Source organism: Stenotrophomonas sp. FSL W7-1447 (genome assembly GCF_037966425.1).
GTDB lineage: Bacteria > Pseudomonadota > Gammaproteobacteria > Xanthomonadales > Xanthomonadaceae > Stenotrophomonas > Stenotrophomonas pavanii.
The window spans coordinates 3,129,615-3,156,302 of the sequence record NZ_CP150199.1 but is presented as its reverse complement, the minus strand read 5'-3'; the positions used below and the strand labels follow the sequence as shown (position 1 = coordinate 3,156,302).

Annotated in this window: 24 protein-coding genes and 2 tRNA genes; 5 read left to right on the top strand and 21 right to left on the bottom strand. The window is 68.5% G+C overall.

What is annotated here, in order from left to right:
- The first annotated feature begins 8 nt into the window (after positions 1-8).
- Complete coding sequence (gene proB, locus NSQ78_RS14825; protein ID WP_064238894.1) at positions 9-1,166, top strand: glutamate 5-kinase; 1,158 nt, start codon at positions 9-11, stop codon at positions 1,164-1,166.
- Positions 1,163-2,434 (top strand): glutamate-5-semialdehyde dehydrogenase, encoded by a 1,272-nt coding sequence (locus NSQ78_RS14820; protein ID WP_064238893.1) that lies wholly within the window; start codon positions 1,163-1,165, stop codon positions 2,432-2,434. The genes proB and NSQ78_RS14820 overlap by 4 nt, the downstream gene beginning before the upstream one ends.
- A 108-nt stretch (positions 2,435-2,542) precedes the next feature.
- Here the strand turns inward: NSQ78_RS14820 and pgaD are convergent, their stop codons facing one another.
- The 10 genes from pgaD to NSQ78_RS14770 form a co-directional block, all read right to left on the bottom strand.
- Positions 2,543-3,013 (bottom strand): poly-beta-1,6-N-acetyl-D-glucosamine biosynthesis protein PgaD, encoded by a 471-nt coding sequence (pgaD, locus tag NSQ78_RS14815; protein WP_049468144.1) that lies wholly within the window; start codon positions 3,011-3,013, stop codon positions 2,543-2,545.
- Complete coding sequence (gene pgaC, locus NSQ78_RS14810) at positions 3,010-4,260, bottom strand: poly-beta-1,6-N-acetyl-D-glucosamine synthase (protein WP_188238400.1); 1,251 nt, start codon at positions 4,258-4,260, stop codon at positions 3,010-3,012. The genes pgaD and pgaC overlap by 4 nt, the downstream gene beginning before the upstream one ends.
- Positions 4,261-4,267: 7 nt before the next feature.
- Positions 4,268-6,154, bottom strand: a complete 1,887-nt coding sequence (gene pgaB / locus NSQ78_RS14805; protein ID WP_064238891.1) for a poly-beta-1,6-N-acetyl-D-glucosamine N-deacetylase PgaB — start codon at positions 6,152-6,154, stop codon at positions 4,268-4,270.
- 1 nt (position 6,155) lies between these two features.
- Positions 6,156-8,186, bottom strand: coding sequence for a poly-beta-1,6 N-acetyl-D-glucosamine export porin PgaA (gene pgaA / locus NSQ78_RS14800; RefSeq protein ID WP_064238890.1), 2,031 nt, complete (start codon positions 8,184-8,186; stop codon positions 6,156-6,158).
- 341 nt (positions 8,187-8,527) lie between these two features.
- Positions 8,528-9,733 carry an MFS transporter gene (locus NSQ78_RS14795; RefSeq protein ID WP_064238889.1) on the bottom strand — a complete coding sequence of 402 codons (1,206 nt, stop codon included), beginning with the start codon at positions 9,731-9,733 and terminating at the stop codon, positions 8,528-8,530.
- A 221-nt stretch (positions 9,734-9,954) separates the two neighbouring features.
- Positions 9,955-10,031 (bottom strand) — tRNA-Pro (locus tag NSQ78_RS14790).
- Between the two features lie 139 nt (positions 10,032-10,170).
- Positions 10,171-10,247 (bottom strand) — tRNA-Pro (locus NSQ78_RS14785).
- Positions 10,248-10,302: 55 nt separating this feature from the next.
- Complete coding sequence (cydX, locus tag NSQ78_RS14780; protein WP_021204639.1) at positions 10,303-10,419, bottom strand: cytochrome bd-I oxidase subunit CydX; 117 nt, start codon at positions 10,417-10,419, stop codon at positions 10,303-10,305.
- A gap of 53 nt (positions 10,420-10,472) precedes the next feature.
- Entirely contained in the window at positions 10,473-11,624 is a 1,152-nt protein-coding gene (gene cydB / locus NSQ78_RS14775) for a cytochrome d ubiquinol oxidase subunit II (protein ID WP_049464989.1), read from the bottom strand.
- Positions 11,625-11,639: 15 nt separating this feature from the next.
- Positions 11,640-13,229 (bottom strand): cytochrome ubiquinol oxidase subunit I, encoded by a 1,590-nt coding sequence (locus NSQ78_RS14770; RefSeq protein ID WP_049464990.1) that lies wholly within the window; start codon positions 13,227-13,229, stop codon positions 11,640-11,642.
- A 228-nt stretch (positions 13,230-13,457) separates the two neighbouring features.
- Between NSQ78_RS14770 and cydD the strand changes: the two genes are divergently transcribed.
- Positions 13,458-15,203, top strand: coding sequence for a thiol reductant ABC exporter subunit CydD (cydD, locus tag NSQ78_RS14765; protein WP_064238888.1), 1,746 nt, complete (start codon positions 13,458-13,460; stop codon positions 15,201-15,203).
- Positions 15,200-16,873, top strand: a complete 1,674-nt coding sequence (gene cydC, locus NSQ78_RS14760; protein WP_064238887.1) for a thiol reductant ABC exporter subunit CydC — start codon at positions 15,200-15,202, stop codon at positions 16,871-16,873. The genes cydD and cydC overlap by 4 nt, the downstream gene beginning before the upstream one ends.
- A 91-nt stretch (positions 16,874-16,964) precedes the next feature.
- Here cydC and NSQ78_RS14755 read toward each other — a convergent pair whose 3' ends face one another.
- From NSQ78_RS14755 to ccmA, 11 genes are all read right to left on the bottom strand, one after another.
- Positions 16,965-17,309, bottom strand: coding sequence for a DUF1294 domain-containing protein (locus NSQ78_RS14755; protein WP_049464997.1), 345 nt, complete (start codon positions 17,307-17,309; stop codon positions 16,965-16,967).
- Positions 17,310-18,422, bottom strand: coding sequence for a homoserine O-acetyltransferase (locus NSQ78_RS14750; RefSeq protein WP_064238886.1), 1,113 nt, complete (start codon positions 18,420-18,422; stop codon positions 17,310-17,312).
- Between the two features lie 148 nt (positions 18,423-18,570).
- Positions 18,571-19,557, bottom strand: coding sequence for a cytochrome C biogenesis protein (locus NSQ78_RS14745; protein ID WP_064238885.1), 987 nt, complete (start codon positions 19,555-19,557; stop codon positions 18,571-18,573).
- Positions 19,551-20,009 (bottom strand): cytochrome c-type biogenesis protein, encoded by a 459-nt coding sequence (locus NSQ78_RS14740; RefSeq protein ID WP_064238884.1) that lies wholly within the window; start codon positions 20,007-20,009, stop codon positions 19,551-19,553. Before NSQ78_RS14740 ends, NSQ78_RS14745 begins: the two co-directional genes overlap by 7 nt.
- Before the next feature lie 4 nt (positions 20,010-20,013).
- The gene (locus NSQ78_RS14735; protein ID WP_049465004.1) at positions 20,014-20,631 is read right to left on the bottom strand and encodes a DsbE family thiol:disulfide interchange protein; all 618 of its coding nucleotides are present in this window, start codon (positions 20,629-20,631) and stop codon (positions 20,014-20,016) included.
- An 8-nt stretch (positions 20,632-20,639) separates the two neighbouring features.
- Complete coding sequence (locus tag NSQ78_RS14730; RefSeq protein WP_064238883.1) at positions 20,640-22,559, bottom strand: heme lyase CcmF/NrfE family subunit; 1,920 nt, start codon at positions 22,557-22,559, stop codon at positions 20,640-20,642.
- Positions 22,560-23,021 carry a cytochrome c maturation protein CcmE gene (gene ccmE / locus NSQ78_RS14725; protein ID WP_014647764.1) on the bottom strand — a complete coding sequence of 154 codons (462 nt, stop codon included), beginning with the start codon at positions 23,019-23,021 and terminating at the stop codon, positions 22,560-22,562.
- Positions 23,018-23,206, bottom strand: coding sequence for a heme exporter protein CcmD (gene ccmD, locus NSQ78_RS14720; RefSeq protein WP_057493567.1), 189 nt, complete (start codon positions 23,204-23,206; stop codon positions 23,018-23,020). The genes ccmE and ccmD overlap by 4 nt, the downstream gene beginning before the upstream one ends.
- The gene (ccmC, locus tag NSQ78_RS14715) at positions 23,203-23,973 is read right to left on the bottom strand and encodes a heme ABC transporter permease CcmC (RefSeq protein ID WP_064238882.1); all 771 of its coding nucleotides are present in this window, start codon (positions 23,971-23,973) and stop codon (positions 23,203-23,205) included. The genes ccmD and ccmC overlap by 4 nt, the downstream gene beginning before the upstream one ends.
- A 43-nt stretch (positions 23,974-24,016) precedes the next feature.
- Positions 24,017-24,712, bottom strand: coding sequence for a heme exporter protein CcmB (ccmB, locus tag NSQ78_RS14710; RefSeq protein WP_057493565.1), 696 nt, complete (start codon positions 24,710-24,712; stop codon positions 24,017-24,019).
- On the bottom strand, positions 24,709-25,338 hold the full coding sequence (ccmA, locus tag NSQ78_RS14705; protein WP_049465012.1) for a heme ABC exporter ATP-binding protein CcmA: 630 nt from the start codon (positions 25,336-25,338) through the stop codon (positions 24,709-24,711). The genes ccmB and ccmA overlap by 4 nt, the downstream gene beginning before the upstream one ends.
- A gap of 187 nt (positions 25,339-25,525) precedes the next feature.
- Between ccmA and NSQ78_RS14700 the strand changes: the two genes are divergently transcribed.
- Positions 25,526-26,674 (top strand): pyridoxal phosphate-dependent aminotransferase, encoded by a 1,149-nt coding sequence (locus NSQ78_RS14700; RefSeq protein WP_339206588.1) that lies wholly within the window; start codon positions 25,526-25,528, stop codon positions 26,672-26,674.
- Positions 26,675-26,688 lie beyond the last annotated feature (14 nt).

The following is a 26,688-nucleotide window of genomic DNA, read 5'->3' as shown; positions in this document are numbered from 1 at the left end:
CCTGACCAATGACCCTGCACGCTGCCAACGTCGCTTCGCCGTTCCCGCAACAGGCGCTGCCGCCGTGGCGGCGCGCGGTGCTGAAGGTCGGCAGCAGCCTGCTGGCGGCCGATGGTGGCGGCCTGTCGCCGCGCCATGCGCTGGGCCTGGCGCAGTTCGTCTCGGCCAATGTAGCGGCCGGGCGCGAGGTGGTGATCGTGTCGTCCGGTGCGGTCGCCGCAGGGCGCGCGATCCTGCCACGGGCCGATGAACCGGGTGCGGCGATGGCGGCGCGTCAGGCCCTGGCCGCGCTCGGCCAGGCCCAGCTGATCGGGCTCTGGCAGCGCTTCTTCGAGCGCCCCGTGGCGCAGGTGCTGCTGACCCACGACGACCTGCGCAACCGCCGCCGCTACCTCAATGCGCGCGCCACGCTGAGCGAACTGCTGCGGCTGGGGGCGTTGCCGGTGGTCAACGAGAACGACACCGTGTCGGTGGACGAGCTCAAGCTCGGCGACAACGACAACCTGGCGGCCACCGTGGCGGCGCTGGTCGATGCCGATGCGCTGTTCATCGCCACCGACATCGATGGCCTGTACAGCGCCGATCCGCGCACGGTGCCCGACGCACGGCCGCTGCATGATGTGCCGGAACTGAGCGACCCGGTGCTGGCGATGGCCGGCGGTGCCGGTTCGCGGGCTGGCACCGGCGGCATGCGCACCAAGCTGGAGGCAGCGGCGAAGGCGGGCCGCCTCGGCATCGAGACCTATCTGTTCAACGGCCGCAGCGCTGATGTGGTGCGCGCGCTGGCACAGGACCGCCTGTTCGGTACCCGCATCCATGCCGCACGCAGCCGTGAGGCCGCCCGCAAGCACTGGCTGCGGCACGCGCCGTTGGCTGAAGGCGCGATCGTCGTCGATGCCGGTGCGGCACAGGCGATGCGCGAGAAGGGGGCCTCGCTGCTGCCCGGTGGCATCACCGCTGCGGAGGGGGCATTCCGGCGCGGCGACATGGTGCAGGTCTGCTGGAACGCGCCGCAGGGCCGCGTCTGCGTGGCCCGCGGGGTCAGCCAGTACGCGGCCGACGACGTGCGCCGCATCGCCGGCCATCATTCGCGCGACATCCAGGCCGTGCTCGGCTACAACTACGGTGGGAGCGTCGTCCATCGTGACGACCTGGTGCTGCCATGACCGGTTTGAAGGACACCCCGATGAGCGAAATCGAAGCCCAGGCGCGCGCCTGCCGTGATGCAGCGCAGATCGTTGCCGGCCTGGACAGTGCGGCGCGACGCACGCTGCTGCTGGCGATGGCGCAGGCCCTGGAGGTGAATGCCGGACTGATCCTGGCCGGCAACGCACGCGACCTCGCCGCCGCGCGCGACAAGGGCGTTGGCAGTGCCATGCTCGACCGCCTCGCACTGGACCCGCCGCGGCTGTTCGCGATGGCCGAGGCGGTGCGCGAGGTGGCCGCGCTGCCTGACCCGGTCGGCCAGGTGACCCGCGATGACGTACGTCCCAACGGCATCCGCGTGCAGAAGGTGCGCGTGCCGCTGGGCGTGATCGCGATGATCTACGAGGCTCGCCCGAACGTCACCGCCGAAGCCGCGGCGTTGTGCCTGAAGGCGGGCAACGGCGTGATCCTGCGCGGGGGCTCCGAGGCGATCCATTCCAACACCGCCATCGCCCAGGCGCTGGCCGGTGCCCTGAACGCCAACGGTGTGCCGGCGGCGGCAGTGACCGTGCTGACCGATCTGCGCCGCGAAGCGATGCTGGAACTGCTGCAGTTGCACGAGTTGATCGACCTGGCGATCCCGCGCGGCGGCGAAGGCCTGATCCGCTTTGTTGCCGAGCATGCACGGGTGCCGGTGATCAAGCACTACAAGGGCGTCTGCCATCTGTTCGTGGACGCCAGTGCCGACCTCGGCAAAGCCATCGACCTGCTGGTGGACGGCAAGTGCAGCCGGCCGGCGGCGTGCAATTCCCTGGAAACGCTGCTGGTGCACCGCGAGGTCGCCGGAACGTTCCTGCCGCGCGTAGCGCAGGCGCTGGGCGAGCGCGGCGTGCAGCTGCGCGCCGATGCGCAGGCACAGCCGCTGCTACCTGGCAGCACGGCGGCCACCGAAGAGGACTATGCCGCCGAATTCCTCGATCTGGTGCTGGCGGTGCGCGTGGTCGATGATCTCGAGGCGGCCATCGCCCACATCCGCACCTATACCTCCGACCACACCGAAGTGATCGCGACCGAAGACGCCGGCCATGCCGAGCGCTTCGTCAACGCGCTGCGCTCGGCGGTGGTGATGGTCAACGCTTCGTCGCGCTTCTCCGATGGTGGCCAGCTGGGCCTGGGCAGCGAGATCGGCATCTCCACCACGCGCCTGCATGCGTATGGCCCGATGGGCCTGGAAGCACTCACCGTCGAACGATTTGTCGTGCGCGGTGAAGGGCAGACGCGCAAGTAGATCCACGCCATGCGTGGATGCTCTTCGCGGTAGACCCCGGTGCCGACCAAGGTCGGCACCCACCAGGCCCAAGCGCCGACCGAGGTCGGCATCCACCAGGTCGTCGGGCTACACCACCTCGCGGCGGATGCCGACCGGCCGTGCGTGGTCATCCATGTGCAGGGTGGCGGCCTTGCAGCCCATCAGCCGTTCGGCCAGTCCTGCGCTGGCCCCCAGATCGGCCGCGACTTCGTTGAGGCTGGCCAGTGGCCTTGGCTGGCGACGTTCGCGGCCACGGAAGCGGGCGCGGTTGTACTCGGCCCAGGTGATCAGCAGTACGCTGGCGCACAGCAGCAGCAATGGCAGCGCGACCAGCACGTACGGGTCGAACTGGCCCTGTCGTTCGTACAGCTGCCGCCAGGCCAGCTGGCCGCCGATCAACCACGACAGCAGAGTCACCAGTGGTGCCCACAGGTAGAAGTAGAAGCCCCAGAACGCCAGGGTGACAAATCCCCAGGCGGTGCGCTGGAAGCGTGGCTGGCGATGCGGCTTGCGGATCATCCGCGAGTCGAAGCGGTTGGACGGGTGGTGCGCGTTCATCGGATCCCCCGGTCAGGGCTGGTCCAGGTGGCGCGCCTGCTGCGACGGCGCAGCAGCGTCTTCGGCAGCGCCACCAGGGTGGTGGAAAGGCTGATCAGCCAGTACGCCATCGGGTACCAGATGACCCAGAAGTAGTTGCGTCCAATCTGTGTCTCGTAGCGCCGGTCGATGATCAGGCTGCTGGCGAACTGCAGCAGGCAGACCATTGCCAGGATCACGCCATGCCACTCCGGCAGCAGGGTGGCGATGTGCAGCTGCGGTGGCAGCTCGAAGAACTTGCCCAGCGCCCACAGCAGCACGATGAACAGCATGGTGTAGGCCCAGATCACGCTCAGCACGTACTCCAGCAGCACGCCCCACATGCGCCGCTCTTTCCAGTGCAGCAGCGAGCGCGCGTGGCGCAGCATCACCTCCACGCCGCCCTGCGCCCAGCGCAGCCGCTGCCGCCACAGGCCTTTGAGTGTCTCCGGCATCAGGATGAAGCACAGCGCATTGGGCTCGTAGCGGATGTCCCAGTGCGCGCGCTGCAGGCGCCAGCTGATGTCGATGTCCTCGGTCACCATGTCATCCGACCACCAGCCCACCTGGTGCAGGGCGGTACGGCGGAAGCCGGCGATCACCCCGGAGAGGGTGAAGATGCGGCCATAGACGCGTTGTGCGCGCTTGATCATGCCGATGATGGAGGAGAACTCGGCGACCTGCAGGCGGCCAAGCAGGGTGGAGCGGTTGCGGATGCGCGGGTTGCCGGTGACTGCACCGACCCGGTTGCCGCTGACCAGATGCCAGACCATCCAGTGCAGCGCATGTTCCTCCAGCATGGCATCGCCATCGATGCAGACCAGGTATTCCGAGCGCGCGGCCAGCGCGCCCATGCGCAGCGCATTGGCCTTGCCCAGGTTGCGGTCCAGGTGCAGCACGCGCAGCCGCGGGTGCTTCGCTGCCAGGGCGTCCAGCCGCGCGCCGGTGTCATCGCTGCTGCCATCGTCGATGGCGATCACCTCATAGTCGGCGGGGTAGCGCTGCGCCAGCGCCGCGGCAAGCGTGTCGTCCAGGTTCTCCGCTTCGTTGTGGCAGGGCACCAGCAGGGTGGCGAAGGGGGGAGCGATCATCAACGGGGGATCGTTGCGCGGGCGCGAGTGGCGTTCACGCCGGAAGTAGTAGTACAGGCCGCCGGACATCCAGAAGAACGCCATCACCATCGGGTAGTAGAAGGCGAACTGGAACAGAACCTGCAGCAGCGGATGCATGTCCACGTCACTTCTCCGGGTACGGGAAGTTGCCGGCGGACATCGCCGCGCGGGCATCGTGGGTGGAAGGCTGGTCACCGATGAAGTCGTCCGGGTACCAGGCGAAGTGGTGCACGCCCTGCGCCTGCAGCTGGCGGATCTGCGCACGCAGGCGTTCGGCGGGAATCGGCTGCCCGCTGCGCCAATCGACGGTCTGCAGTTCGAACAGCGTGTGCTGCAGCTGCGGGTCGTGCGCGCGTACCGCAGCCAGCAGCTGGTCGAGCCAGCGTTCCGGCTGCTTGCTGCCTTCCATCCAGGGCATCGCCATCAGCGCGGTCTGGTCGTAGGCCCGGTTGAACAGGTCCAGGCGCTGCGCGAACCAGGCTTCGCTCTGCGGACGAAGTACCGGTTCGGCATACAGGTTGCGCACCGTTGCCAGTTTCGGCCGCCAGCGCTGCGCGCTGTTGCGCAGGGCCAGGGTGAAGTCGATCAGGGCCTGGGTACGCGCGCTGCCGTCGGCACCGGCGGCCAGCGCGGGCAGCTCGGTGTCGCGCAGGTAGCCATCGTCATGGAACAGCAGCCCCTCGAAATAGGAATTGACCGCCAGATCTTCGTAGATGTCGAGCATGATCTGGCGTGCCTTCGGGTTGGTGAAGTCCAGCCGATACATGCCGTCGGCATCGCCGTTGCGGATCGCCAGCGTCTTGCGCTGCGCCGGGTGGGGCAGTTCGAAGCCGAGCACCGGCAGCCATGCGTAGACCTTCACGCCCGCGCGCGATTTGAGCTGCCAGGCAACACGGCTGAACAGGTCCGCGCGCATCGGCATGTGCCGGTTGGGAAAGTACAGTGCGTCGGCCGTGTTGTTGCCGTCCGGGTCGGCGAAGGCCTGCAGGTAGACGTGGGTGGGCGCGATGCGCTTGACCCGCTCGACCAGCGCGTCGAGGTTGCGTGCCTGCTGCGCCGGATCCGCGTCGTAGACATCATCCAGGTCGATCTGCAGGGCGCGGATGCCGTCGAGCGCGACGTCACGGCGCAGTTCGTAGGCCAGGCCCTCCACGGTCGGGTTGTTGCTCACCAGCAACCGTGCCAGCCCGTGCAGGTCGCTGGCCACCGGCGTGCTGCGGCCTTCCAGGTCGAACGAGACCGGCATGCCCAGCTGCTCGGCAATGTCGTTGCTCAACTGGTTGTACGCGGCATATGGCCAGACGATGGCGCGCGGGCGCACGCCCAGGTGCTGCTGGATGCGCTGCACGCTGCGCGAAAGATCAGTGCGCAGGCGCTGCTCATACTGCGTCTCGCTCTCGTAGCTGCGCGTGGCCGGGGTGTAGATGCGGGTGACCACGGCGGGCGTGGAGTTTCCCTGCGGATTGGCAAGCACGCCGTGGTGCAGGTCATCGGTGTGGCTGGCCACTTCGATCAGGCCACTGTCGTGCATCTGCTTCAGCTGCGCCCAGGTCACGAAGTCATCGTGGCCGAACCGGCGGTAGCCGTAGTCGATGGTGCGGCCCGGTGCCATGTCCACATAGTCGGTGATCACCGCCACCAGCGCCGGGTAGCGGTAGGCCTGCAGCAGCGGGAAGGCCTTGTCGTAGACGCTGCGCAGGCCATCGTCGAAGGTCAGCAGCACCGGCTTGGGAGGCAGCGTGGCGCGGCCCTGCGAGGCCTCGATCAGCTGCGACAGCGAAACCGGGTGGTAGCCGTGTGCGCCCAGCCAGTCCAGGTGCGCGGCGAAGTTCTGCGTGCTCACCGCGTAGCTGTCGGCATCGCCCTTGGCGGCGACCTGGTCGCGGATGTCGTGGTAGCTGAGGATCAGCAGGCCGTTGTCGATCGCATCGAGATCCAGGGCCTGCTGCGCCGGGGCCGATGGCGCAATGGCCAGCAGCAGGAGCACGATCAGTCGCAGGATGCGGGCCATGTCAGTCTCCCCAGCGCAATGCGGCTTCGAAGCCGATGTGGCGCTCGCGGTGGCCGTCGTAGACCGGCCGTGACCAGCGCACGCCATACTCGAACACGCGGCCGGGACCCAGCTGCCACTCGTGCATGTAGGACACCGTCGGTACCAGTGCACTGCCGAAACCGTCCTGCCAGTAGTCGCCCAGCGAGACGGTCAGGCGATGCCGGAAGTGGCGCTCGTAGTGCCGCCACAGCTGCTGGTCGATGCGCAGCCCTATCTCGACCATGCGGTCGCGCTTCGGGTTGAAGTAGGGCGCATCGTCGCGGCTGCCGCGACTGGTGTAGGCGCTGGCCAGGCCATCGATCAGCCAGCGCGGGCGGGTCAGCAGGCGCTGTTGGACACTGGTGCCGAACAGCTCGCGGTGGTTGCCGTCGTCATAGCGGAAGCGGCTCGCGCCGAACGTCCAGTGGGTCAGCTCGCTGCGCCGGTAGTCCACCTGTGCGCTCACGCTGTCGGCGGTGATGCCGGCCGCACGCGCCTGCATCGAGGCCTCCGGGTCATTGCGTGCGACCACCAGGCCGGCGTGCCAGGAATCGTTGAACTGCCAGCCGACGCCGAAGCGCAGGCCGGTGTCGCCGATGTGGTCGTTGGCGCGCAGCACCGCCGCTTCCGCATCCAGCCGCCCGAAGCGGTAACGCACGCCCGCACCCAGCCACAGCGGATCGATGCGCTGGTCCTGGAAGTCGGTCGAGCGCCGGTCGGCCAGGGCGAACAACCGCCAGCGGTCATCAAGGAGCGGTGTCTCCACTTCCACGCCGTAGTGGCGGTCGTTGTTGCCCAGTGGCGAGGTGCCACCGCCCCCGGAGCTGCGGCCGATGTCGGTCCAGGCCTTCAGCTGCCAGCCGCGATGCGCGCGCCAGGCCTGGTCCATGCGTTCGACCGCCGGTTGGGTGGGGTAGCGCGCGACCAGGTCATCGTGCAGCGGCCGCGCCAGGTCGTCGCGCTGCAGGGCGACATAGGCCTCTTCCATGCCCAGCCGCGGTTCGATGTCTCGCGGGTCGAGCGCGTGTGCCATCTGCTGCCGCTGCAGCGCCCGGCGTGGCCAGCCGCGCATCATGTAGACGCTGCCCAGCGCACTCTGCAGGCCGCCGTTGCCCGGTGCGATGTCGACCATCGATTCCAGGTCGTGCTGCGCGGTGCGCAGGTCACCGCTGTAGGCGCGCACCATCGCCAGGTTGAGATCGGCCTCGTAGCGCGACCAGTTCGCGTACGGTGCCTTGCCGTTGCTCCAGCGCCACGCCGGTTCCTTGTCGCGCCATGCCTGCAACAGGTCGATGGCCTTTTCCTGCTGTTCGCTTTCCAGATAGGCATAGGCCAGCTCCGAATGCGAGGCATCGCGCGTCGGGTCGCCTGCCACCGCCGCCTGCAGTACCGGAATGGCTTCCTCCGGGTGCAGGGTGCCCATCAGCGAATCGCCGACGGCGGGCAGCACGTAGTCGGGCAGGGTGTGGCCTTCGGCCTGCAGCGCCCGTGCTTCCTCGCGCACCTGCGCATGGCGGCCCAGCCGGTTGAGCAGGATCAGCCGGTCCATGCGGATGCGTAGTGGTGCCTGCGAGGGTGGGGTGCCTTCGCCGCCGAGGTAGCGCTGCATGCGGGCCAGGGTCGATTCGGCCTCTTGCAGGCGGCTGTCCTCGCTGCTGCTGTAGGCCAGGCTCCAGACCACCAGCTTGGCCAGGTAGTCACCTTCCAGGCGCTGCTTCTGGGCGGCATCGAACAGTTGCGGGCGCTGCTGGTACAGCTCCCACGCGCGCCAGGCGTTGCCGATGTCGCCCAGCGTCAATACGCGCAGCTTGAACAGCAGGTCGTCATCGGGCTGTTGCTGGCTGGCGCGCTCGATCGCGCCCAGGGCATCCAGCCAGCGGGCCTGGTCGCGGTAGTGGCCGATCTCGGCCAGGGCCGCCTCGCGGCCGCTCGGTGGAGCAGCGCTGCTGGCCCAGGCCAGCGCGGTACAGGCAAGGCCGACGCAGAGCGCCAGCCGACGGTGGACAACCATTGGGGACCCCCTTGGCTTCCAAACCAGACAACCTGAAAAATGTGACGCACATCACATGCCAGCTTTTGGCGTGGCCGTGGCCCGCGTCACTCCCTTCGTGCATTCCCGCCCAGCGAAGACGGATACAACCCGGACAGCGACCTGCAATGTCTTGTCTGAAACGAGAGTCCCCCGCACACCGAGTGGTGGCCTGGGCGGCGGTGCCGCCCCCATGCCCGATGCCGGCACGCGGCAAGGATGGGCATTCGTGGGCACTATCCGCCCGGAATTGTCAGCCCGGCGTCAAAATTCCCCGGGTGGCTGACGAGCGGTAGCTGGGGCTGTCTGGCGGCCCCGGCCGGTTACCAGAGATCTTCCAGTTTGCGCGGCTTGCAGGCCACCCACGAGGCGCACAGCATCAGCGTGGCGCAGCCGAACAGGAAGCTGAACGGGAGGGTCCAGCCCGTGCTGACGGTGTGCAGCCAGCCGACCAGGAACGGGCCCAGGCAGCTGAAGCTGTAGCCCACGCCCTGCATGAAGCCGGACAGCGCGGCCGAACCGGTCGGGGTGCGGGTGCGCAGGTTGATCAGGGTCAGCGCCAGCGGGAAGGTGGACGGGCCCACGCCGAGCAGGCAGGCCCACAGCAGCGGTGCCTTCAGCGGTGCCAGCAGCAGGCCGGCGAACGCGATCACGAACGAGGAATAGCCGATCAGCACCAGCGGGAACGGGTTCTGCATGCGCACCGCCATCGACGGGATGACCAGCGACGGCAGCAGCCCCAACGCGGAGAACACCGCCACCATCACGCCACCGAACGCGGGCGTGCCGCCGGCTTCGACCACGATGCGCGGCAGCCAAGTGAACATCGAATAGGTCATCAGCGAGGTCATGCCGAACATCAGCGTCATGCTCCAGCCCAGTGACGTGCGCCAGACCCTGCCGTGTGGCTGCGCGGCCGGATCGGTGGCGTCGGCCTGCGGCGCCGGTGCGCGCCTGGCCAGCAGCAGCCATGGCAGTGCAGCGGCGAGCGCCAGCAGCGCCCACATGCCCAGCGAGACCCGCCAGCCGGCCGCATTGGCCACCGGCACCGCCAGCAATGCCGGCAGCATCGTGCCCAGCTGCAGCACGCTGATGTACAGGGTGCTCATGGTGCCGACCTTGTTGGCGAAGTAGCGCTTCACCAGCGGCGGGACCACCACGTTGCCGATGCCCATGCCGGCCAGCGCCACGACCGAACCGAGCAGCAGCGTGCCGACGTTGCCGGCGCTGGAGCGCAGCAGCAGGCCGGCCATCGCCATCACCATCGCCAGCAGCGTGGTGCGTTCCAGGCCCAGGCGCCGCGCCAGCGCCGGCGTGGCCACGCCGAACAGCGCGAACGAGGCGGTCGGCAGCATGCCCAGCACGCCGGTCATGGTGGTGCCGAAGCCGAACTGCTGGCCGAGCACGTCCAGCAGTGGCGTGATCGAGGTGACTGCCGTGCGCAGGTTGATCGCGGCCAGCAGGATGGCCGCGAAAGCCAGCACGCGTCCGTGCAGCAGCGACGGCGAATCGGAAGGGGAGGAACTCATCGGTGGTCCTTGCAGGTGTCGCATGCCCGGGCAATGGCATGCAGCGCCGGCATCGGTCTACGCCGAAGCGGCAGGTGGGGGAGTGGCTGCAGGCAAGCCGGCAGCGCGGCCATTGTACGTGCGCGCTCCGGCAAGGTCCCGTCATGCGGGCGGCCTGGCGGCTGATACAAAAAAACCCGGAGGACAGTGACGTCTTCCAGGCTTCTTGGTGACCACCGAAGTGGTCGGGGAGACAGGATTCGAACCTGCGACCTCTACGTCCCGAACGTAGCGCTCTACCAGACTGAGCTACACCCCGAAGGGAGCCGCCTATTCTAGCGATTCACCCCGGTGGCGGCAAGGGGTAAATGCTGTTCCTTCACACTGCCGAAGCGGTGTCACTTCAGGGAACAAAAAAGCCTGGATGACTTCACCAGGCTTCAATGCGACCACCGAAGTGGTCGGGGAGACAGGATTCGAACCTGCGACCTCTACGTCCCGAACGTAGCGCTCTACCAGACTGAGCTACACCCCGAAGGAGCCGCCTAAGATACCGTGTGAAGGCCAGGGCGGCAAGGTTTTTTTACAGCTCAGCGACGATTTTCATTCTCGATGCGGTTCTGCTCGCGGGCTTCGAACCACATGCCGTTGAGGATGGCCACCGTCGAGGCGAGACCGGCACCGAGAATCCAGGCGAAGTACCACATGGTCAATCTCCTTAGTTCAAGGGTGTGCCGGCGGTCGGCCGGCACACCGGCAATCAATAGGCGTTCGGGTTGTTGCCCATCTCTTCGGTGGTGGTCTTGCCCTTCAGCACGCGGTACACCCAGGTGGTGTAGGCGAGGATGATCGGCAGGAACACCGCCGTGGCCAGCAGCATGATCCACAGGGTCAGGTGACTGGACGAGGCATCCCACACGGTCAGGCTGGAGGTGGGCTGGCTCGAGGACGGCAGCAGGAACGGGAAGATGGCGAAACCGACGGTCAGGATGATGCCGGCGATGGCCGCACCCGAAGCGATGAACGCCAGTCCGCCGCGACGGGCCCGCAGCAGCGCCGCACTGGCCAGCAGGCCGGCCAGGCCGAGCAGCGGGGCCAGGATCGTGGCCGGCATCGCGCTGTAGTTGCGCATCCAGCCACCGGCGGCGCCGAGTTCGGCGGTCTTCAGCAACGGATTGGTGGCGCCATCGGTAACCACCTGCGAGGTGATCTGGTAACCCGGCAGGCCGAAGGCCACCCAGGCGCCGCCCACCGCGAACAGCACGAAGGCGATGATCGCCGCGATGCTGCCGAAGCGGGCGGCACGCTCGGCCACCGGGCCATCGGTCTTCAGCACCAGCATGGCGGCACCGTGGGCGACCAGCATCGACACGCTGAGCAGGCCGGCCAGCAGCGCGAAGGGCATCAACAGGCCGAAGAACGAGCCGGTGTAGAAGATGCGCATGCTGTCATCGAAGTGGAACGGCACGCCCAGCACCACGTTGCCCACCGCCACGCCCATGATCAGCGCCGGGATGAAGCCGCCGATGAACAGCGCCCAGTCCCAGGTGTTGCGCCAGCGCTCGCTCGGCATCTTGCTGCGGAACTTGAAGCCGACCGGGCGCAGGATCAGCGCGAACAGGATCACGAACATCGCCAGGTAGAAGCCCGAGAAGCTGACCGCATACAGCGGCGGCCAGGCGGCGAAGATCGCACCGCCGCCCAGGATCAGCCACACCTGGTTGCCTTCCCAGACCGGGCCGATGGTGTTGATCACCCGGCGGCGTTCGGCATCGTTGCGGGCGACGAAGGGCAGCAGGGTGCCCACGCCCAGGTCGAAGCCGTCCATCACGGCAAAACCGATCAGCAGGATGCCGAGCAGCAGCCACCAGATCACGCGCAGCGTGGTGTAGTCCAGAAGAATGAAGTCCATCTTGGTTCTCCTGCCTCAGGCCTGGCCGGCGGCGGGCGCCGAGGCATTGTGGGAAGCATGCGGCTGGGGCGACTGCAGCGACGGCAGCAGTTCGTCCGGACCCTTGCGGATCGCCTTGAGCATCAGCTTGATCTCGACCACGATCAGTGCGGTGTAGATCGCGGTGAAGCCGGCCAGGGTCAGCACGATTTCATGCAGGGCCAGGCCCGATGCCGCATAGAAGGTCGGCAGCACGCCATCGACCGCCCACGGCTGGCGGCCGTACTCGGCGACGAACCAGCCGCACTCGATCGCGATCCACGGTGCCGGCAGCGTCCACAGGGCCAGCTTGAGGAACCAGCGCTTGTCCTGGAAGTTGTTGCGGCACGAGTAGTAGAACGCCAGCGCGAAGAAGGCGATCAGGTAGAAGCCCAGGCCGGCCATCACGCGGAAGGTCCAGAACAGCGGCATCACGCGCGGCACGGTGTCCATCGCCGCCTGCGAGATCTCCTGCGGGGTGGCGTTGAGGATGTCATCGCGGTAGCGCTTGAGCAGCAGGCCGTGGCCCAGGTCCTGCCAGTGGCGGTCGAACATCTCGCGTGCTTCGAGGTCGTTCTTGTTGGCACGCAGGCGTTCCAGCGCACCGTAGGCCAGCTGGCCACCACGCACGCGGTGTTCGGCGCGCTCGACCAGCTCCAGGATGCCCGGGATCGGCTGGTTCAACGAACGGGTGGCGATCAGGCCCATCAGGTAGGGGATCTTCACCGCGTAATCGTTCTGGTGAGTGGTCTGGTTGGGAATGCCGAAGGCGGTGAAGTCGGCCGGCGCACGCTCGGTCTCCCACATCGCTTCGATCGCGGCCAGCTTCATCTTCTGGTGTTCGCTGGCGGCGTAGCCGCTCTCGTCACCCAGCACCACCACCGACAGCGACGACAGCAGTCCGAACGCTGCGGCCACCGCGAACGAACGACGGGCCAGGTCCTTGTGCTTGTTGCGCAGCAGGAACAGGGCGCTGATCGCCATCACGAACACCGCACCGGTCACGTAGCCGGCGCTGACGGTGTGCACGAACTTGGCCTGCGCCACCGGGTTGAACACCACCGCCATGAAGTCGACCACTTCCATGCGCATGGTTTCCGGGTTGAACACCGCACCGGTCGGGTTCTGCATCCAGCCGTTGGCGACCAGGATCCAGATCGCCGACAGGTTGGTACCCAGCGCCATCAGCCAGGTCACCATCAGGTGCTTGACCTTGGTCAGGCGGTTCCAGCCGAAGAAGAACAGGCCGACGAAGGTGGCTTCCAGGAAGAAGGCCATCAGGCCTTCGATGGCCAGCGGCGCACCGAAGATGTCACCCACGTAGTGGCTGTAGTACGACCAGTTCATGCCGAACTGGAATTCCATGACGATGCCGGTGGCGACGCCCATGGCGAAGTTGATGCCGAACAGGACGCCCCAGAACAGGGTCATCCTGCGCCAGATCTCCTTGCCGGTCATCACGTACACGCTCTCCATGATGGCCACCATGAAGGACAGGCCGAGAGTGAGCGGTACGAATAGGAAGTGGTACATCGCGGTCAGCGCGAATTGCAGCCGCGACAGTTCTACGACTGTCTGATCAATCATGGCCTGGCTACCTCGTTGGATAGTGCCGTTGCAGGTGGCGGGAAGGGTGGTCTACGACGTGAATGATGTGACCGACTACTTCAAACAGCCTTGATCCAGATCAATGTATGAACAGGTGCCCCGGTTGATCGTATGCCAACCTGATGAAGACTGCGACCGCCGGCCGCAGGGGTGGGCGGTTGCCTGCGCCTACAATGCCGTGTCTCCCCTGTTTGCCGTGAAGACCCCTTGAGCGCCGCCGAACCGACCCCTGACGGCCTGTCCCAGGACGCCGAAACGACCCGCCAGCGGCGCGCCCGCAGTGCATGGCTGGCCGATCTGGCACGGCCCGCGCGCGGCCGCCAGCGCCTGGCGGCGATGTGCATCAGCCTGTCCGGCGCCCTGTTGATCGGCCAGGCGGCTGCCATCGCCTGGCTGGTGCAGCAGGTACTGGTGGAGCGCGTGCCGCTGGCCTCGGGGCTGCCTGTGCTGGCAGGGCTGGCGGTGATCCTGGTGCTGCGCACGCTGCTGGGCAGCGCCACCCAGGCGGCCGCCGGCGATGTGGCCGATGCCGCGCGGCTGGCCCTGCGTGAACGCGTGTTCGCGCGCCTGCTCGGCCATGGCCCGCTGTGGCTGCGCCAGCGCCGCACCGGCGAACTGGGCGAACTGATGCTGCATCACGGTGATGCGATCGAGAGCTATTACAGCGGGTTCCTGCCGGTGCGCACCGAAGTGGTGGTGGTGCCGCTGCTGATCCTGGCCGCAGTCGCCTGGGTTGACTGGGTGGTGGCGCTGATCCTGCTGTTCACCGCGCCGCTGGTGCCGTTCTTCATGATGCTGGTGGGGTGGGGCGCCGAAGCCGCTGGCCGCGCCCAGTTGGGGGAGCTGGCGCGGATGAGTGGCCATTTCGCCGATCGCATCAAAGGCCTGGGCCTGCTGCGGCTGTATGGCCGCGGTGACGCCGAACTGGCCGGCGTGGAGGCCGCCGCCGAAGGCGTGCGCGTGCGCACCCTGAAGGTGCTGCGCATCGCCTTCCTGTCGTCCACGGTGCTGGAGTTCTTCGCCTCGGTGAGCGTGGCGATGGTGGCGCTGTACCTGGGCCTGAGCTACCTGGGCATGATGTCGCTGCACGCAGTGGTGCCGACACTGGGCGCGGGCCTGTTCTGCCTGTTGCTGGCGCCGGAGTTCTACGCGCCGCTGCGCCGGCTGGCCGCGCACTACCACGACCGCGCCAATGCACTGGCCGCCGCCGCCGAAGTGGAACGCCTGCTGCAGTCGCTGCCGGACGAGCAGGGCCTGATCGAAAGCGAGGCTGTGCCGCTCGCGGTGGAGCCGGCCGAGGCCGCGTTGCCGCCGCTGCGCGCGGAAGGCCTGGCGCTGCGCCCGCTGGGGGCGCCGCATGATGTGCTGCAGGATCTGGACGTGCTGCTGGAACCGGGCCAGCGCCTGGCGCTGGTCGGTCCCAGCGGTTCCGGCAAGAGCACGTTGCTGGAGGCGCTGGCCGGGTGGTTGCCACCCCGTGCCGGCAAGCTGCAGGTGCGGCCGGGCGTACAGGTGGCCTATGCCAGCCAGCGGCCGTACCTGTTCCACGGCAGCATCGCCGACAACCTGCGCCTGGCCGATCCCGGTGCCAGCGAGGCGCGCCTGCGCGCGGTCGCCGAGGCCGCGCAGGTAGTGCAGTTTGCCCAGCGCCTGCCGCAGGGGCTGGACACGGTGATCGGCGAGCGCGGCTTCGGCCTGTCCGGTGGCGAGGCGCGCCGTATCGGCCTGGCCCGGCTGTTGCTGCGGGACCCGCAGGTGCTGCTGCTGGACGAGCCCACCGCGTTCCTGGATGCCGACACCGAAGCCGCGTTGCTGCGCAGCCTGGCGGCCTATGCGCGTGGCCGCAGCGTGGTGGTCGCCACCCACAGCCCGGCCGTGATCGCCTGGGCCGACCGCTGCCTGCTGTTGCCGGAAGGGCGTCTGCTGGAACCAGCACAGGCGGTGCGCGCATGAGCCGTTCACCCGATACGCTGCGCGCGGTGTTCCTGCGCCATCGCCCGCGCCTGCTGCTGACCGTCCTGCTGCTGTGGACCACGATGCTGGCCGGCACCGCTCTGCTGGGCCTGTCCGGTGGGTTCCTCACTGCGGCCGCGCTGGCCGGTGCGGCCGGCCTCGGCCAGGGCTTCAATTTCTTCTCGCCGTCGGCGGGCATCCGCGGCCTGACCATGGCGCGCATCGTGTCGCGCTACTTCGAAAAGCTGATCGGCCACGATGCCACGCTGCGCATCGCCCGCGATCTGCGCGTGTGGTTCTTCCGCCGCGCGCTGCCACTGGCACCGGCGCGGCTGGGTGCTACCCGCACCGGCGAGCTGCTGGCCCGGCTGCTGGGCGACATCGGCGAAGTGGACGGCCTGCTGGTGCGTGCCATCGGGCCACTGCTGGCATTGGCCGCGCTGTCGCTGGTCGCGGTGGCATCGGCGGCGCTGATCCTGCCGTCGGCGGCGCTGCTGCTGGCGGTGCTGGCGGTGCTGATCGCCTTCGGCGTGCCATGGCTGGGCGTGCGGGGGCGTGACGATGAAGAGGCCGACCGCGCCGCGCATCGCGCCGCATTGCGGACCGCGGCCTTTGAAGGGCTGGAAGGCGCCGGCGACCTGGCCGCGCTGCACGCCAATGCAGCGTGGCAATTGAAGGTGCGCGTGGCGGCCAAGCAGCTGGCCTCGCGTGATCGCCGCCGCCGCTGGCGCCTGATCGCGGCCTCGACCCTGCACGGCCTGGTTGCCGGACTGGGCCTGGTGGCGATGCTGGCGCTGACCCTGCACGCAGCCGAACAGCAGCGCATTGCAGCGGAGATGGCTGCGGGCCTCATGTTCCTGACGGTGGCGCTGATTGAATTGTGGGCCGGCATGGGCCTGGCCTGGCAGTCGCTGCAGTCCGGGCGCATCGCCGCTGATCGCCTGCAGGCCATCGTCGGGCAGCCCCCGGCGGTGGAGGATCCCCAGGTACCGCAGCCGGTGCCGCAGGCGGCGCGCGTGCACTGGGATGACGTGCATTTCCAGTGGCCGGGTGCCGCGCGGCCGGTGTTGTCCGGCCTGCAGTTGACCCTGGCACCGGGGGAACGCATCGCCATCCGCGGCGACAGCGGCAGCGGCAAGACCACGCTGTCCAGCCTGCTGCTGCGGCTGTGGGACCCGCAGCACGGGCGAATCACCTATGGTGGCCGCGACCTGCGCGACGTGGCCCAGGCCGAGTGGCACCGACAGCTTGCGTGGCTGCCACAGAACGCGCCGGTGTTTGCCGGCAGCGTGGCCGAGAACCTGCGGCTGGGTGATCCCGAGGCCAGTGACGCCGCATTGTGGGCAGTGCTGCGCCGCGTGCGCCTGGGGGAATGGGCCGAGCGCAACGGTGGCCTGCAGGCGTGGGTGGGCGAGAACGGCGCGACGATGTCGGCCGGCCAGGCACGGCGGCTGGCGCTGGCGCGCGCGCTGCTGCGCGCTGCGCCGATCCTGCTGCTGGACGAACCGACCGAGGGCCTCGACGTGGATACGGCGCGCGCGCTGCTGCAGGACCTTTCCGGCCTGCTGGACGGGCGCAGCCTGCTGATGATCACCCACGACGATCTGCCCGACGGCGTGGTCGACGCGCAGTACAGGTTGCGTGATGGGGTCCTGGTGCGCGAAGCGTGAACGGTCGTGCCGGCCGCTGGCCGGCAACCTCGTGGCACTTGATACGGATACGGAATTGCCGGCCAGCGGCCGGCACTACCTCAGCGGGTGGTTACCGCGACAGCTCGCGCAGCATCACCGCGATCGAGGCCACGTTGGCCAGCACGCAGAGCCAGAACACCCACTGGAACGCAGCCTTGCGGTGCTTGTGGCGGAACAGCGCCTGGCCAAGCAGCGCCCCCGGCCAACCGCCGGCAAAGGCCAGCAGCTGCAGGGTGCGCTCGGGAATCCGCCACTGCTTGCGCTGCGCGGCGCGCTTGTCGTGGCCATACAGGCCGAACGACACCGCACTGGCCAACAGGCACCAGCCACCCAGCCACAGCGGCAGCACACCGCTGACCATCAATGCGGCCAGCGCGCCGAACGCGGCCAGCGCGAGGTTGCGCCGCCAGGCCACTTACAGCGCGTCGAGGAAGCCGCGCACGGCCGGGCCGAAACGTTCGAAGTCGACGAGGAAGGCGTCGTGGCCCTGCGGCGATTCCAGGCCGATGAAGTGCGCATCGGCACCGCCGGCCCGCAGGCCATCGGCAACCTGTTGCTGCTGCTGTACCGGGAACAGGATGTCGGTGTTGGCGCCGATCGCCAGCGCCTTCTCCACACGGATCTTCGCCAGCCCGGCCAGCACGTCGCCGTCGGCATACTCGGCCAGGTCGAACCAGTCCATCGAGCGGCTCAGGTACAGGTAGCAGTTGGGGTCGAAGAAACGCACGAAGCGTCGTGCATGGCCTTCCAGGTAGCTTTCCACCTGGAACTCCAGGCCGAACGGATCATCATCGGTCTGGTCCGAATCCAGCCGCACGCGGCCGAAGCGGCCATCCCACTCCAGCGCCGAGCGGTAGGTGATCACGCCCAGCTTGCGCGCCATGCGCATGCCGGACTCCGGGTACTCGGCATCGTCGTAGTGGCCGCCGTTCCAGCGTGGATCCAGGCGGATCGCCTCGCGCTGCAGCGAACGGATCGCGATCGAGAATGGCAGCGCCTGCGCACTGCCGGAAATGTTGATGTGGCTGCGCGCGATGCCCGGATGCAGCATCAGGATGGCCAGCGCGGTCATGCCGCCCATCGAATTGCCGATCACGCACGCCAGTTGCGTGATGCCCAGTGCCCGCACCACCTCGATGGCGGCGCGCGCGCCGTCTTCGATCGACAGCTCGGGGAAGTCCAGGCGATAGGGCTCACCGCTGGCCGGATCCAGCGAGGCGGGGCCGGTCGAGCCCTTGCAGCTGCCCAGCGAATTCACGCACACCACGAACCAGCGATGGGTGTCGATCGGTTTGCCGGGGCCTACCATCGCTTCCCACCAGCCGGGTGCGGGGTTGGCCTCGTTGGCCGCCGCATGCGCGTCCGGCGACAGGCCGGTCACGATCAGGATCGCATTGCTGGCGTCGGCCGCCAGGGTGCCCCAGGTTTCGTAGGCCACGCGTGCGCCGTGCAGGGTGCCGCCGCGCTTGAACGGAAAGGGTGAGGGCAGGGCGTGGAAGCGGGTGCCGGGCGGGATGAATTCGGTCATGCAGGCATTCTAGCGGGGCGGCATGTGGAGCTGGCGACACGCTGGTTTCCATCGGCGATGCAGGTAGTGCCGGCCGCTGGCCGGCAACCTCATGAATCCTGATGCGCCTGCGTGGTTGCCGGCCAGCGGCCGGCACTACCGCGGCGCGTTATGGGAAGCGCAGCTCTACAACACCGTCGTGGGGCAGGCTCACCTTCACCGGCACGCTCTGCAGGTCGCCCTCGCTGCGGTTGGCGCTGCCGGAGCGCGAGATGCGCGCCAGCACTTCCACTTCGCGATGGGCCGACAGCGGCGCGGTCGGCATCGGACTGTCGGCATCACTCAGACCGACCGGGTCCGGAAAACCGGCCAGCGGCAGCTTGCGTGCGGCCACCGGCATCGGCGGTCCACCCACGGCGCGGGCCATGACGAACACCCGGGTACTGGCGGGCCACTCAGTGCTTTTCAGCGCAGGCAGCTGCACGCGCACCTGCAGCAGCGCCGGCGGCGCCGCGCCGGTATCGGGCGCCTGGCCGGCGGCCTCGCGGGCGATGGCGATCTGCGCCTGCAACGCCTGCGCGGCGCCCGGTTCGAGCCGGGGCAGCAGGTCGCTCCACACGTCAGCGGCCTCGGCGTTCTTTCCGCGCTGGCGCAGGGCGATGCCGAGCAGCCAGCTGGCACGTTCGGCATCGGGTGCCTGTGCACGCGCCTGCTGCAGCCAGGCCATCGCGGTGTCATCGAACTGCTTGCCGGCATCGGCCTGCGCACGCGCCTGTGCGGCTTCCACCAGCACGCCGGGATCTTCCGGGGCGAGTGCGGCGGCGCGTGCGAAGGCATCCGCTGCGGCGGCCACGTTGCCGAGTTCGGCCTGCGAACGGCCCAGCAGGGCCCAGCCATCGGCCCGCTGCGGGTCATCCTTCAGCGCATCCTGCAGGGCCTGCACGCCATCGCGCAGCGTCGCCACCGAGGCCGTCGGCGGCACCTGCGCGGCACGCGGGTCACCGACCAGCAGGTACAGGCAGGCGCCGGCCACGCCCAGTGCGAGTACGCCCAGCGCGAAACCACGGCGACCCTGGCCGCGCAGTGGCAACAGCACCAGCGCGGCCGTCAGCGCTGCCACCAGACCGGCCACGAGCGGTAGCCCGGCACTCACCATCCGTCTCCTTCATCGGTGCTGCCGGCCGGTGCGGCCGTGACGTCCCGGCCACGGCGGCGGACGATGCGCAGCACCACCAGCGCGCCGGCGCCGAGCACCAGCAAGGGGCCGCCCCACAGCAGCCAGGTACCCGGCTGCAGGGGCGGTTGATAGAGCACGAAGTCGCCATAGCGGGCGACCAGGAACTGCTTGATCTGTGCGTCGTCGTGGCCCTGCTGCATCAACTGCAGCACCTCCCGGCGCAGGTCCTGGGCGATCTGCGCGTTGGAGTCGGCCAGCGACTGGTTCTGGCACTGCACGCAGCGCAGCTGCGCGGCCAGGTCGTGGAAGCGGCGTTCTTCGGCGCCGTCGCGGAACTGCAGCGGCTGCGGGTCGTGCAGTGGCTGCTGGGCCAGCGCGGCCAGCGCGGCCAGCGGCAGCATCAGAAGCAGCAACGCCAGCAGCCAGCGCATGGGTTCAGGGCGCCGTATGCAGGGTGTTGCCGGCACTGCCCTGCGCTTTCTCGATCTTCTGCAGTGCCGGGATCAGCTTCTCGTCGACCACGCGCTGGGTCATCGCACCACTGTATTTCCAGCGCACGATGCCGCTGCCGTCGACCAGGAAGGTTTCCGGTGCGGCGGTCACGCCCCAGTCGATCGCGGTGCGGCCTTCCACGTCGCTGAGCACGACCATGAACGGGTTGCCGAGCTGTTCCAGCCAGTGCAGCGCGTCCTTCGGATCATCCTTCCAGTTGTAGCCGATCACGCGCACGCGCTTGCTCTCGGCAAAGCGGGTCAGCACCGGGTGTTCCTCGCGGCAGGCCGCGCACCAGCTGCCCCACACATTCAGCAGGTACGGCGCACCGCGCAGGTCGTCGCTGTGCACGATCATCTCCGGATCGTGCAGCACCGGCAGCGCGAACGCCGGTGCCGGCTTGTCGATCAGCGGCGACGGCAGTATGTCGCGCTGCGGGTCGCCCGATTTCATCACCCCATAGATCATCAGCCCGAGCAGGCCGAAGAAGAACAGCACGCCGATCACGATGGCTACCGGCGGCAGCGGGCGGGAGGGGCGAGGGGCGGGGGACTCGGACATGGAAACTCCTACGGACGACGGAAACGGCGGTCGGCGGCGGTGATGAATCCGCCCAGGGCCATCAACAGCGCGCCCAGCCAGATCCAGCGCACGAACGGCTTGATGTGGACCCGGACCGCCCATGCATTGTTGCCCAGCGGCTCGCCCAATGCCACGTAGACATCGCCGTCGAAGCGTGCATCGATGCCGGCCTCGGTCATCACCTGGCCGCCGCTGGCGTACTGGCGCTTCTCCGGGTGCAGCAGGGCCAGCTCGCGGCCGTCGCGGTAGACGCGCAGATGGCCACGGTCGGCGATGAAGTTCGGGCCTTCGCGATGGTCCACGCCTTCGAAGCGGACTTCGTGGCGGCCGACCACCAGCTGCTGGCCCGGTGCCAATGCAACTTCGCGCTGCACGTTCAGTGCCTCCACCAGCAGCGCGCCAGCCAGGAACACGGCGATGCCGGCGTGGGCGACGATCATGCCGAGCATTTCGGCGGTGAAGCGGCCATTGCCGCGCAGTCGCTGCCAGACGAAGCGTGCGGTGCCGAGTGCAACCCAGGCCGCTGCAGCCACGCCGATGCCGGCCTTCCAGCCGTTCTGTGGCGCCCGCCACCAGGCCAGCGCGCCCAGCAGCAGTGCCAGGCCCAGCCACGGTGCCAGCAGCGCAAAGGCGCGCGAGGGCTGGTCACGCTGCCATTTCACCAGCGGGCCGAACGGCAGCAGCAGGATCATCGGCGCCATCAGCAGCAGGAACAGGCTGCCGAAGTAGGGCGGGCCGACCGAGATCTTGCCCAGCGACAGCGCGTCGGCCAGCAGCGGGTACAGCGTGCCGAGCAGCACCATCGCGCAGGCGGTGGCCAGCAGCAGGTTGTTGGCCAGCAGCAGGGTCTCGCGCGAGGCAGCGGTGAAGCCGCGGCGTGGGTCATCGGCATCCACGCTCAGCTGGCTGGCACGCAGCGCGTACAGCAACAGGCTGCCGCCGACCAGCACCGACAGGAACACCAGGATGAACAGGCCGCGCGACGGATCGGCGGCGAACGAATGCACGCTGGTCAGCACGCCCGAGCGCACCAGGAAGGTGCCCAGCAGTGACAGTGCGAAGGCGGCGATCGCCAGCAGCAGGGTCCAGCTGCCGAAAGTGCCGCGCTTTTCGGTGACGGCCTGTGAGTGGATCAGTGCCGCACCGACCAGCCACGGCATGAAGCTGGCATTTTCCACCGGATCCCAGAACCACCAGCCGCCCCAGCCCAGCTCGTAGTAGGCCCACCAGCTGCCCAGTGCGATGCCCAGGGTCAGGAAGCCCCACGCAACGTTCGTCCACGGCCGCGTCCAGCGCAGCCAGCGTGCGTCGACACGGCCTTCCAGCAGTGCCGCCACCGCGAATGCAAACGGCACCGCGAAGCCCACGTAGCCGATGTACAGCATCGGCGGGTGGATGATCAGCCCCGGGTCCTGCAGCAGCGGGTTGAGATCGCGGCCTTCCAGCGGTGCCGGGTTCAGGCGCAGGAACGGATTGGAGGTGAAGATCAGGAAGGCAAGGAAACCGACGCTGACCACGCCCATCACCGCCAGCACGCGCGCCAGCACCGGCGTGGGCAGCTGGCGCGAGAACAGCGCCACCGCGCCGGTCCACAGCGCCAGCACCAGCGCCCACATCAGCAGCGAGCCTTCGTGCGCGCCCCAGACCGCCGAATAGCGGTACATCATCGGCAGCAGCGAATTGGAGTTCTCGGCCACGTAGCGCACCGAGAAATCCTGCTGCACGAACGCGGCGGTCAGTACCGCGAACGCGCCGGCGAGCAGCAGCAGCTGCGCGACGGCGGCCGGCCGTGCCACCGCCATCCAGGCCGCATTGTTGCGATGCGCACCGGCCAGCGGCAGGCCGGCCTGCAGCAGCGAGGCCAGCAATGCGCACAACAGCAGGATCTGACCCAGTTCGGGCAGCACTCAGCGCACCTCGGGTGCCGTCACCGGCACGTCGTGCTTGCGATGGGCGTCGCCCATCTTGTCGGCCACTTCCTTCGGCACGTACTTCTCATCGTGCTTGGCCAGCACTTCGTCGGCAACGAAGGTGCCGTCCTGCAGGCGGCCGCTGGCGACCACCGCCGTGCCTTCGGCGAACATGTCCGGCAGGATCCGCGACGTGGTCACTGCCAGCTGCGCGTCGCCGTCGGTCACCTCGAAGCGTGCCTCCAGCGAGCCGACCGGTCGGTTGAAGGAACCTTTCACCACCATGCCACCGAGGCGGAAGCGCGACTGTGCATCGACATCGCCGCGCAGCACTTCCGAAGGCGTGTACAGGTAGGCGATGTTGCGCTCCAGTGCCATCGCCACCAGTGCGGTGGCCAGGCCGGAGGCGAGCAGGGCCAGCAGCACCCACACCAGGCGGCGACGCTGTACCGGGGTCATCGTTCCAGCTCCGTCGACAGCGGCGTCGCTGCGTCCGGCCTCCCGGCGCGGGTCTGCTGGCGCTGCTGGCGGGCCAGTGCCAGCCGGCGCGCAACGCGCAGGCGCAGCCACGAACCGATGGCATCGGCGCCGAGCACCAGTACGAACACGGCGTAGGCCCCGATCACATAGGGCAGGTGGGTCATGGCTGTGCCTCCCCGGCCGGGCGTTGGGCATCGACGCGGCCACCGACCCAGGCCTTGCCGGCCTCGCGGTCGAGATTGTCGGCGCGGGCCTTGGCCAGCACCGAACCGGCGAACCAGAACTTGGTGCCGATCACCATCCACCACAGCGGCGCGATCATCGCGCTGCTGATGGCCGATTCACCGAACACGCTGATCGACTGGCGCTGGTGCAGGCCGCCCCACCAGTCCACCGAGTAGCGGATCACCGGCAGCAGGCTGACACCGACGATGGCCAGCAGGCCGGCCGCGCGCGCGGCGCTGCGGCGGTCCTCGATGGCGTGGTACAGGCCGATCACGCCCAGGTACAGGAACAGCAGCACCAGCTCGCTGGTCATGCGCGGGTCCCAGTCCCACCAGGTGCCCCAGGTGCCCTCGCCCCAGATGCTGCCGGTCAACAGGGTGATCAGGGTGAAGCCGGCGCCCATCGGCGCGCAGGCCATGGCCAGGATCTCGCAGACCTTGATCCGCCAGATCAGCGCGATGGCCGCATACAGCGCCATCAGCGCGAACACGAACAGGCTCATCCAGGCGCTGGGCACGTGGATGTAGAGGATGCGGAAGCTGTCCAGCTGCTTGGCTTCCGGTGGCACCACCAGCAGCGCCTGCCACATGCCGACCAGCAGCACCGGTACCGCAACCAGGTAGAACACCCGCGACCAGCGGGCAGCGAAACGATCGAACGTGGGAGGCGAACCGAGTTGGTGGAACCAGCGGACAATCGGATTCATGCGTGGCGGCTATCCAGCAGGGGTGGATTGGCTCTCAGCTCGGTCAACTCAGAGAAATGCGTATTGCAGCGGCAGTGGCCAGCGGCGCCAGCACCAGCGCGACCAGCAGGCCAGCGCCCAGCATCAGCAGCGCACCGACCGGATCCTGCCCGCGCCCGGCTGCCGCCAGGCTGCCCGCGCCGAACACCAGCACCGGCACGTACAACGGCAACGACAGCAGCGCCACGAGAATACCAGAGCGTCGGATGCCGACGGTCAGCGCGGCGACCACGCCCCCGATCAGGCTCAGCAACGGCGTTCCCAGCAGCAACGATGCCAGCAACATCGGCAGCTGGTCATGCGGCAGATGCAGCATTTCGGCCAGCAGCGGGCTGACCACGATCAGCGGCAGCGCGGTGGTGGCCCAATGCAGCAGCACGCGCACCAGCACCAGCCAGGCCAGCGGCACCGGCGCCAGCAGCCATTGTTCCAGCGAGCCGTCTTCGGCGTCGGAACGGAACAGCGAATCCAGCGACAGCTGTCCGGCCAGCAACACGGCCAGCCACAGCACTGCACCGGCGGTGGCGGCCAGCAGCTGTGGTTCGCGGCCTTGGGCCAGGGCGAACAGCACCACTACCAGCACCGCGAACAGCAGCGGTTGCAGCGCGTCGCCGCGGCGGCGCCAGAGCAGGCGCAGGTCGCGCTTGAGCAGGGCGCTTGCGGTCTGCCACAGGCCCGGTTCGGTGCCCGGCGCGATCATGCGGCACCGCCGAGGTCGAGCTGGCGGGTGCGCACCGGCGGTGCGGCATAGGCGCCGTGGGTGGTGACCAGCGCAGCGCCACCGGCGCGCAGGTGCGCCGAAATCATCCGGTTGACCAGGGTGATGCCCTCCAGGTCGAGGTTGGCATAGGGCTCGTCGAGCAGCCACAGCGGCGCTGGAGACAGCCAGATGCGCGCCAGTGCCAGCCGCCGCTTCTGCCCGGCCGACAGGTGCCGCACCAGGGTGTCCTCGTAGCCGGCCAGGCCGACGATCGCCAGTGCGTTGCCGGGCATCTGCCGGGCACGCCGGCCATGCAGGCCGCACAGGAAGTGCAGGTTCTCCAGCGTCCCGAGGTCGGGCTTCAGCGCCGGCAGATGGCTGAGGTAGGCCACGTAGCGCGCACGCTCGGCATTGCTGGCCGGCTTGCCGTCGATCCGTACCTGGCCGGCACCGGGCCGGGCCAGGCCGGCCAGCACGCGCAGCAGGGTGGTCTTGCCGGCGCCATTGCCGCCCTGCACCAGCAGGGCCTCGCCGGCGTCCACATGGAACTCCAGCGGGCCGAACACCGGCTCGTCATTGCGGGAGAAGCTCAGGCCGCTGGCGGCCAGCAATGCAGGGGTGTTCAAGGGGCAGGGGTCTTCATGCCGGAGTGCGGCGGCAATTGTAGCGGTGAATGCCGATGGTAGTGCCGGCCGCTGGCCGGCAATTTCCCGGGGTGCCAGCCGCGTGTGCCGAGGCGCCGGCCAGCGGCCGGCACTACCGGCGCGCGGATTGCGTAAACTCGGATCCCTTGTTCCCCCACAGTCCAGGCCGATGCAACCCACCACCAAGCTGCCCAAGGTCGGTACCACGATCTTCACCGTGATGTCCCAGCTCGCCGCCGAACACGGCGCGGTCAACCTGGGCCAGGGGTTCCCGGACTTTTCCGCGCCGCAGCGCCTGATCGACGAGACCGCCAAGGCGATGGCGGCCGGCCTCAACCAGTATCCGCCGATGACCGGCGTCGCGCCGCTGCGCCAGGCCATCGCGCAGAAGTCGCTGGACCTGTACGGCGCCACCATCGACCCGGACACCGAAATCACCGTCACCAGCGGCGCCACCGAGGCTATCTTCAATGCCATCCACGCCGTGGTGCGTGCCGGTGAGGAAGTCATCGTGCTCGATCCGGCCTATGACTGCTACGAGCCGGCGATCGAGCTGGCCGGGGCCACCGCCGTGCACGTGCCGCTGGACCCGCAGACCTTCGCCGTGGACTGGGACCGCGTGCGCGCGGCGATCACCCCGCGCACCCGCATGCTGATGGTCAATACCCCGCACAACCCGTCCGGTGCGATGCTGGACGAGGCTGACATGCAGGCGCTGGCCGCGCTGCTGCGCGGCACGCAGATCTACCTGATCTCCGATGAGGTGTACGAGCACATCATCTACGACGGTCGCCGCCATGAGTCGGCGCTGCGCTATCCGGAACTGCGCGAGCGCACCTTCGTCATCTCCAGCTTCGGCAAGACCTACCACTGCACTGGCTGGAAGATCGGCTACGCCGTGGCGCCGCCGTTGCTGACCGCTGAATTCCGCAAGGTGCACCAGTACAACACGTTCACCAGCTTCGGCCCGGCCCAGTACGGCTTCGCCGCGATCATCCGCGACGAACCCGAACACCACCTGGAACTGGGCGCGTTCTACCAGGCCAAGCGCGACCGTTTCCGCGAGCAGCTCGCCGGTACCCGCCTGAAGGCGCTGCCGGTGCCGGGTGGCTACTTCCAACTGGTGGACTACTCGGCCATCAGCGACCTGCCCGACCATGAGTTCGTGAAGTGGTTGACCATCGAGAAGGGCGTCACCGCCATTCCGCTGTCGCCGTTCTACGAGACTCCGCCGGCCGGCCAGCGCCTGGTGCGCCTGTGCTTTGCCAAGAACGAAGCGACCATGGACGCGGCGATCGAACGCCTGCGGCTGCTGTGAGCGGAGGCGTGGAC

Coding starts and splice junctions, on each gene's coding strand:
- proB (WP_064238894.1), top strand. CDS start 9: ATGACCCTGCACGCTGCCAACGTCGCTTCGCCGTTCCCGCAACAGGCG.
- NSQ78_RS14820 (WP_064238893.1), top strand. CDS start 1,163: ATGACCGGTTTGAAGGACACCCCGATGAGCGAAATCGAAGCCCAGGCG.
- pgaD (WP_049468144.1), bottom strand. CDS start 3,013: ATGAACGCGCACCACCCGTCCAACCGCTTCGACTCGCGGATGATCCGC.
- pgaC (WP_188238400.1), bottom strand. CDS start 4,260: ATGCATCCGCTGCTGCAGGTTCTGTTCCAGTTCGCCTTCTACTACCCG.
- pgaB (WP_064238891.1), bottom strand. CDS start 6,154: ATGGCCCGCATCCTGCGACTGATCGTGCTCCTGCTGCTGGCCATTGCG.
- pgaA (WP_064238890.1), bottom strand. CDS start 8,186: ATGGTTGTCCACCGTCGGCTGGCGCTCTGCGTCGGCCTTGCCTGTACC.
- NSQ78_RS14795 (WP_064238889.1), bottom strand. CDS start 9,733: ATGAGTTCCTCCCCTTCCGATTCGCCGTCGCTGCTGCACGGACGCGTG.
- cydX (WP_021204639.1), bottom strand. CDS start 10,419: ATGTGGTACTTCGCCTGGATTCTCGGTGCCGGTCTCGCCTCGACGGTG.
- cydB (WP_049464989.1), bottom strand. CDS start 11,624: ATGGACTTCATTCTTCTGGACTACACCACGCTGCGCGTGATCTGGTGG.
- NSQ78_RS14770 (WP_049464990.1), bottom strand. CDS start 13,229: ATGATTGATCAGACAGTCGTAGAACTGTCGCGGCTGCAATTCGCGCTG.
- cydC (WP_064238887.1), top strand. CDS start 15,200: ATGAGCCGTTCACCCGATACGCTGCGCGCGGTGTTCCTGCGCCATCGC.
- NSQ78_RS14750 (WP_064238886.1), bottom strand. CDS start 18,422: ATGACCGAATTCATCCCGCCCGGCACCCGCTTCCACGCCCTGCCCTCA.
- NSQ78_RS14745 (WP_064238885.1), bottom strand. CDS start 19,557: ATGGTGAGTGCCGGGCTACCGCTCGTGGCCGGTCTGGTGGCAGCGCTG.
- NSQ78_RS14740 (WP_064238884.1), bottom strand. CDS start 20,009: ATGCGCTGGCTGCTGGCGTTGCTGCTTCTGATGCTGCCGCTGGCCGCG.
- NSQ78_RS14735 (WP_049465004.1), bottom strand. CDS start 20,631: ATGTCCGAGTCCCCCGCCCCTCGCCCCTCCCGCCCGCTGCCGCCGGTA.
- ccmE (WP_014647764.1), bottom strand. CDS start 23,021: ATGACCCCGGTACAGCGTCGCCGCCTGGTGTGGGTGCTGCTGGCCCTG.
- ccmD (WP_057493567.1), bottom strand. CDS start 23,206: ATGACCCACCTGCCCTATGTGATCGGGGCCTACGCCGTGTTCGTACTG.
- ccmC (WP_064238882.1), bottom strand. CDS start 23,973: ATGAATCCGATTGTCCGCTGGTTCCACCAACTCGGTTCGCCTCCCACG.
- ccmB (WP_057493565.1), bottom strand. CDS start 24,712: ATGATCGCGCCGGGCACCGAACCGGGCCTGTGGCAGACCGCAAGCGCC.
- NSQ78_RS14700 (WP_339206588.1), top strand. CDS start 25,526: ATGCAACCCACCACCAAGCTGCCCAAGGTCGGTACCACGATCTTCACC.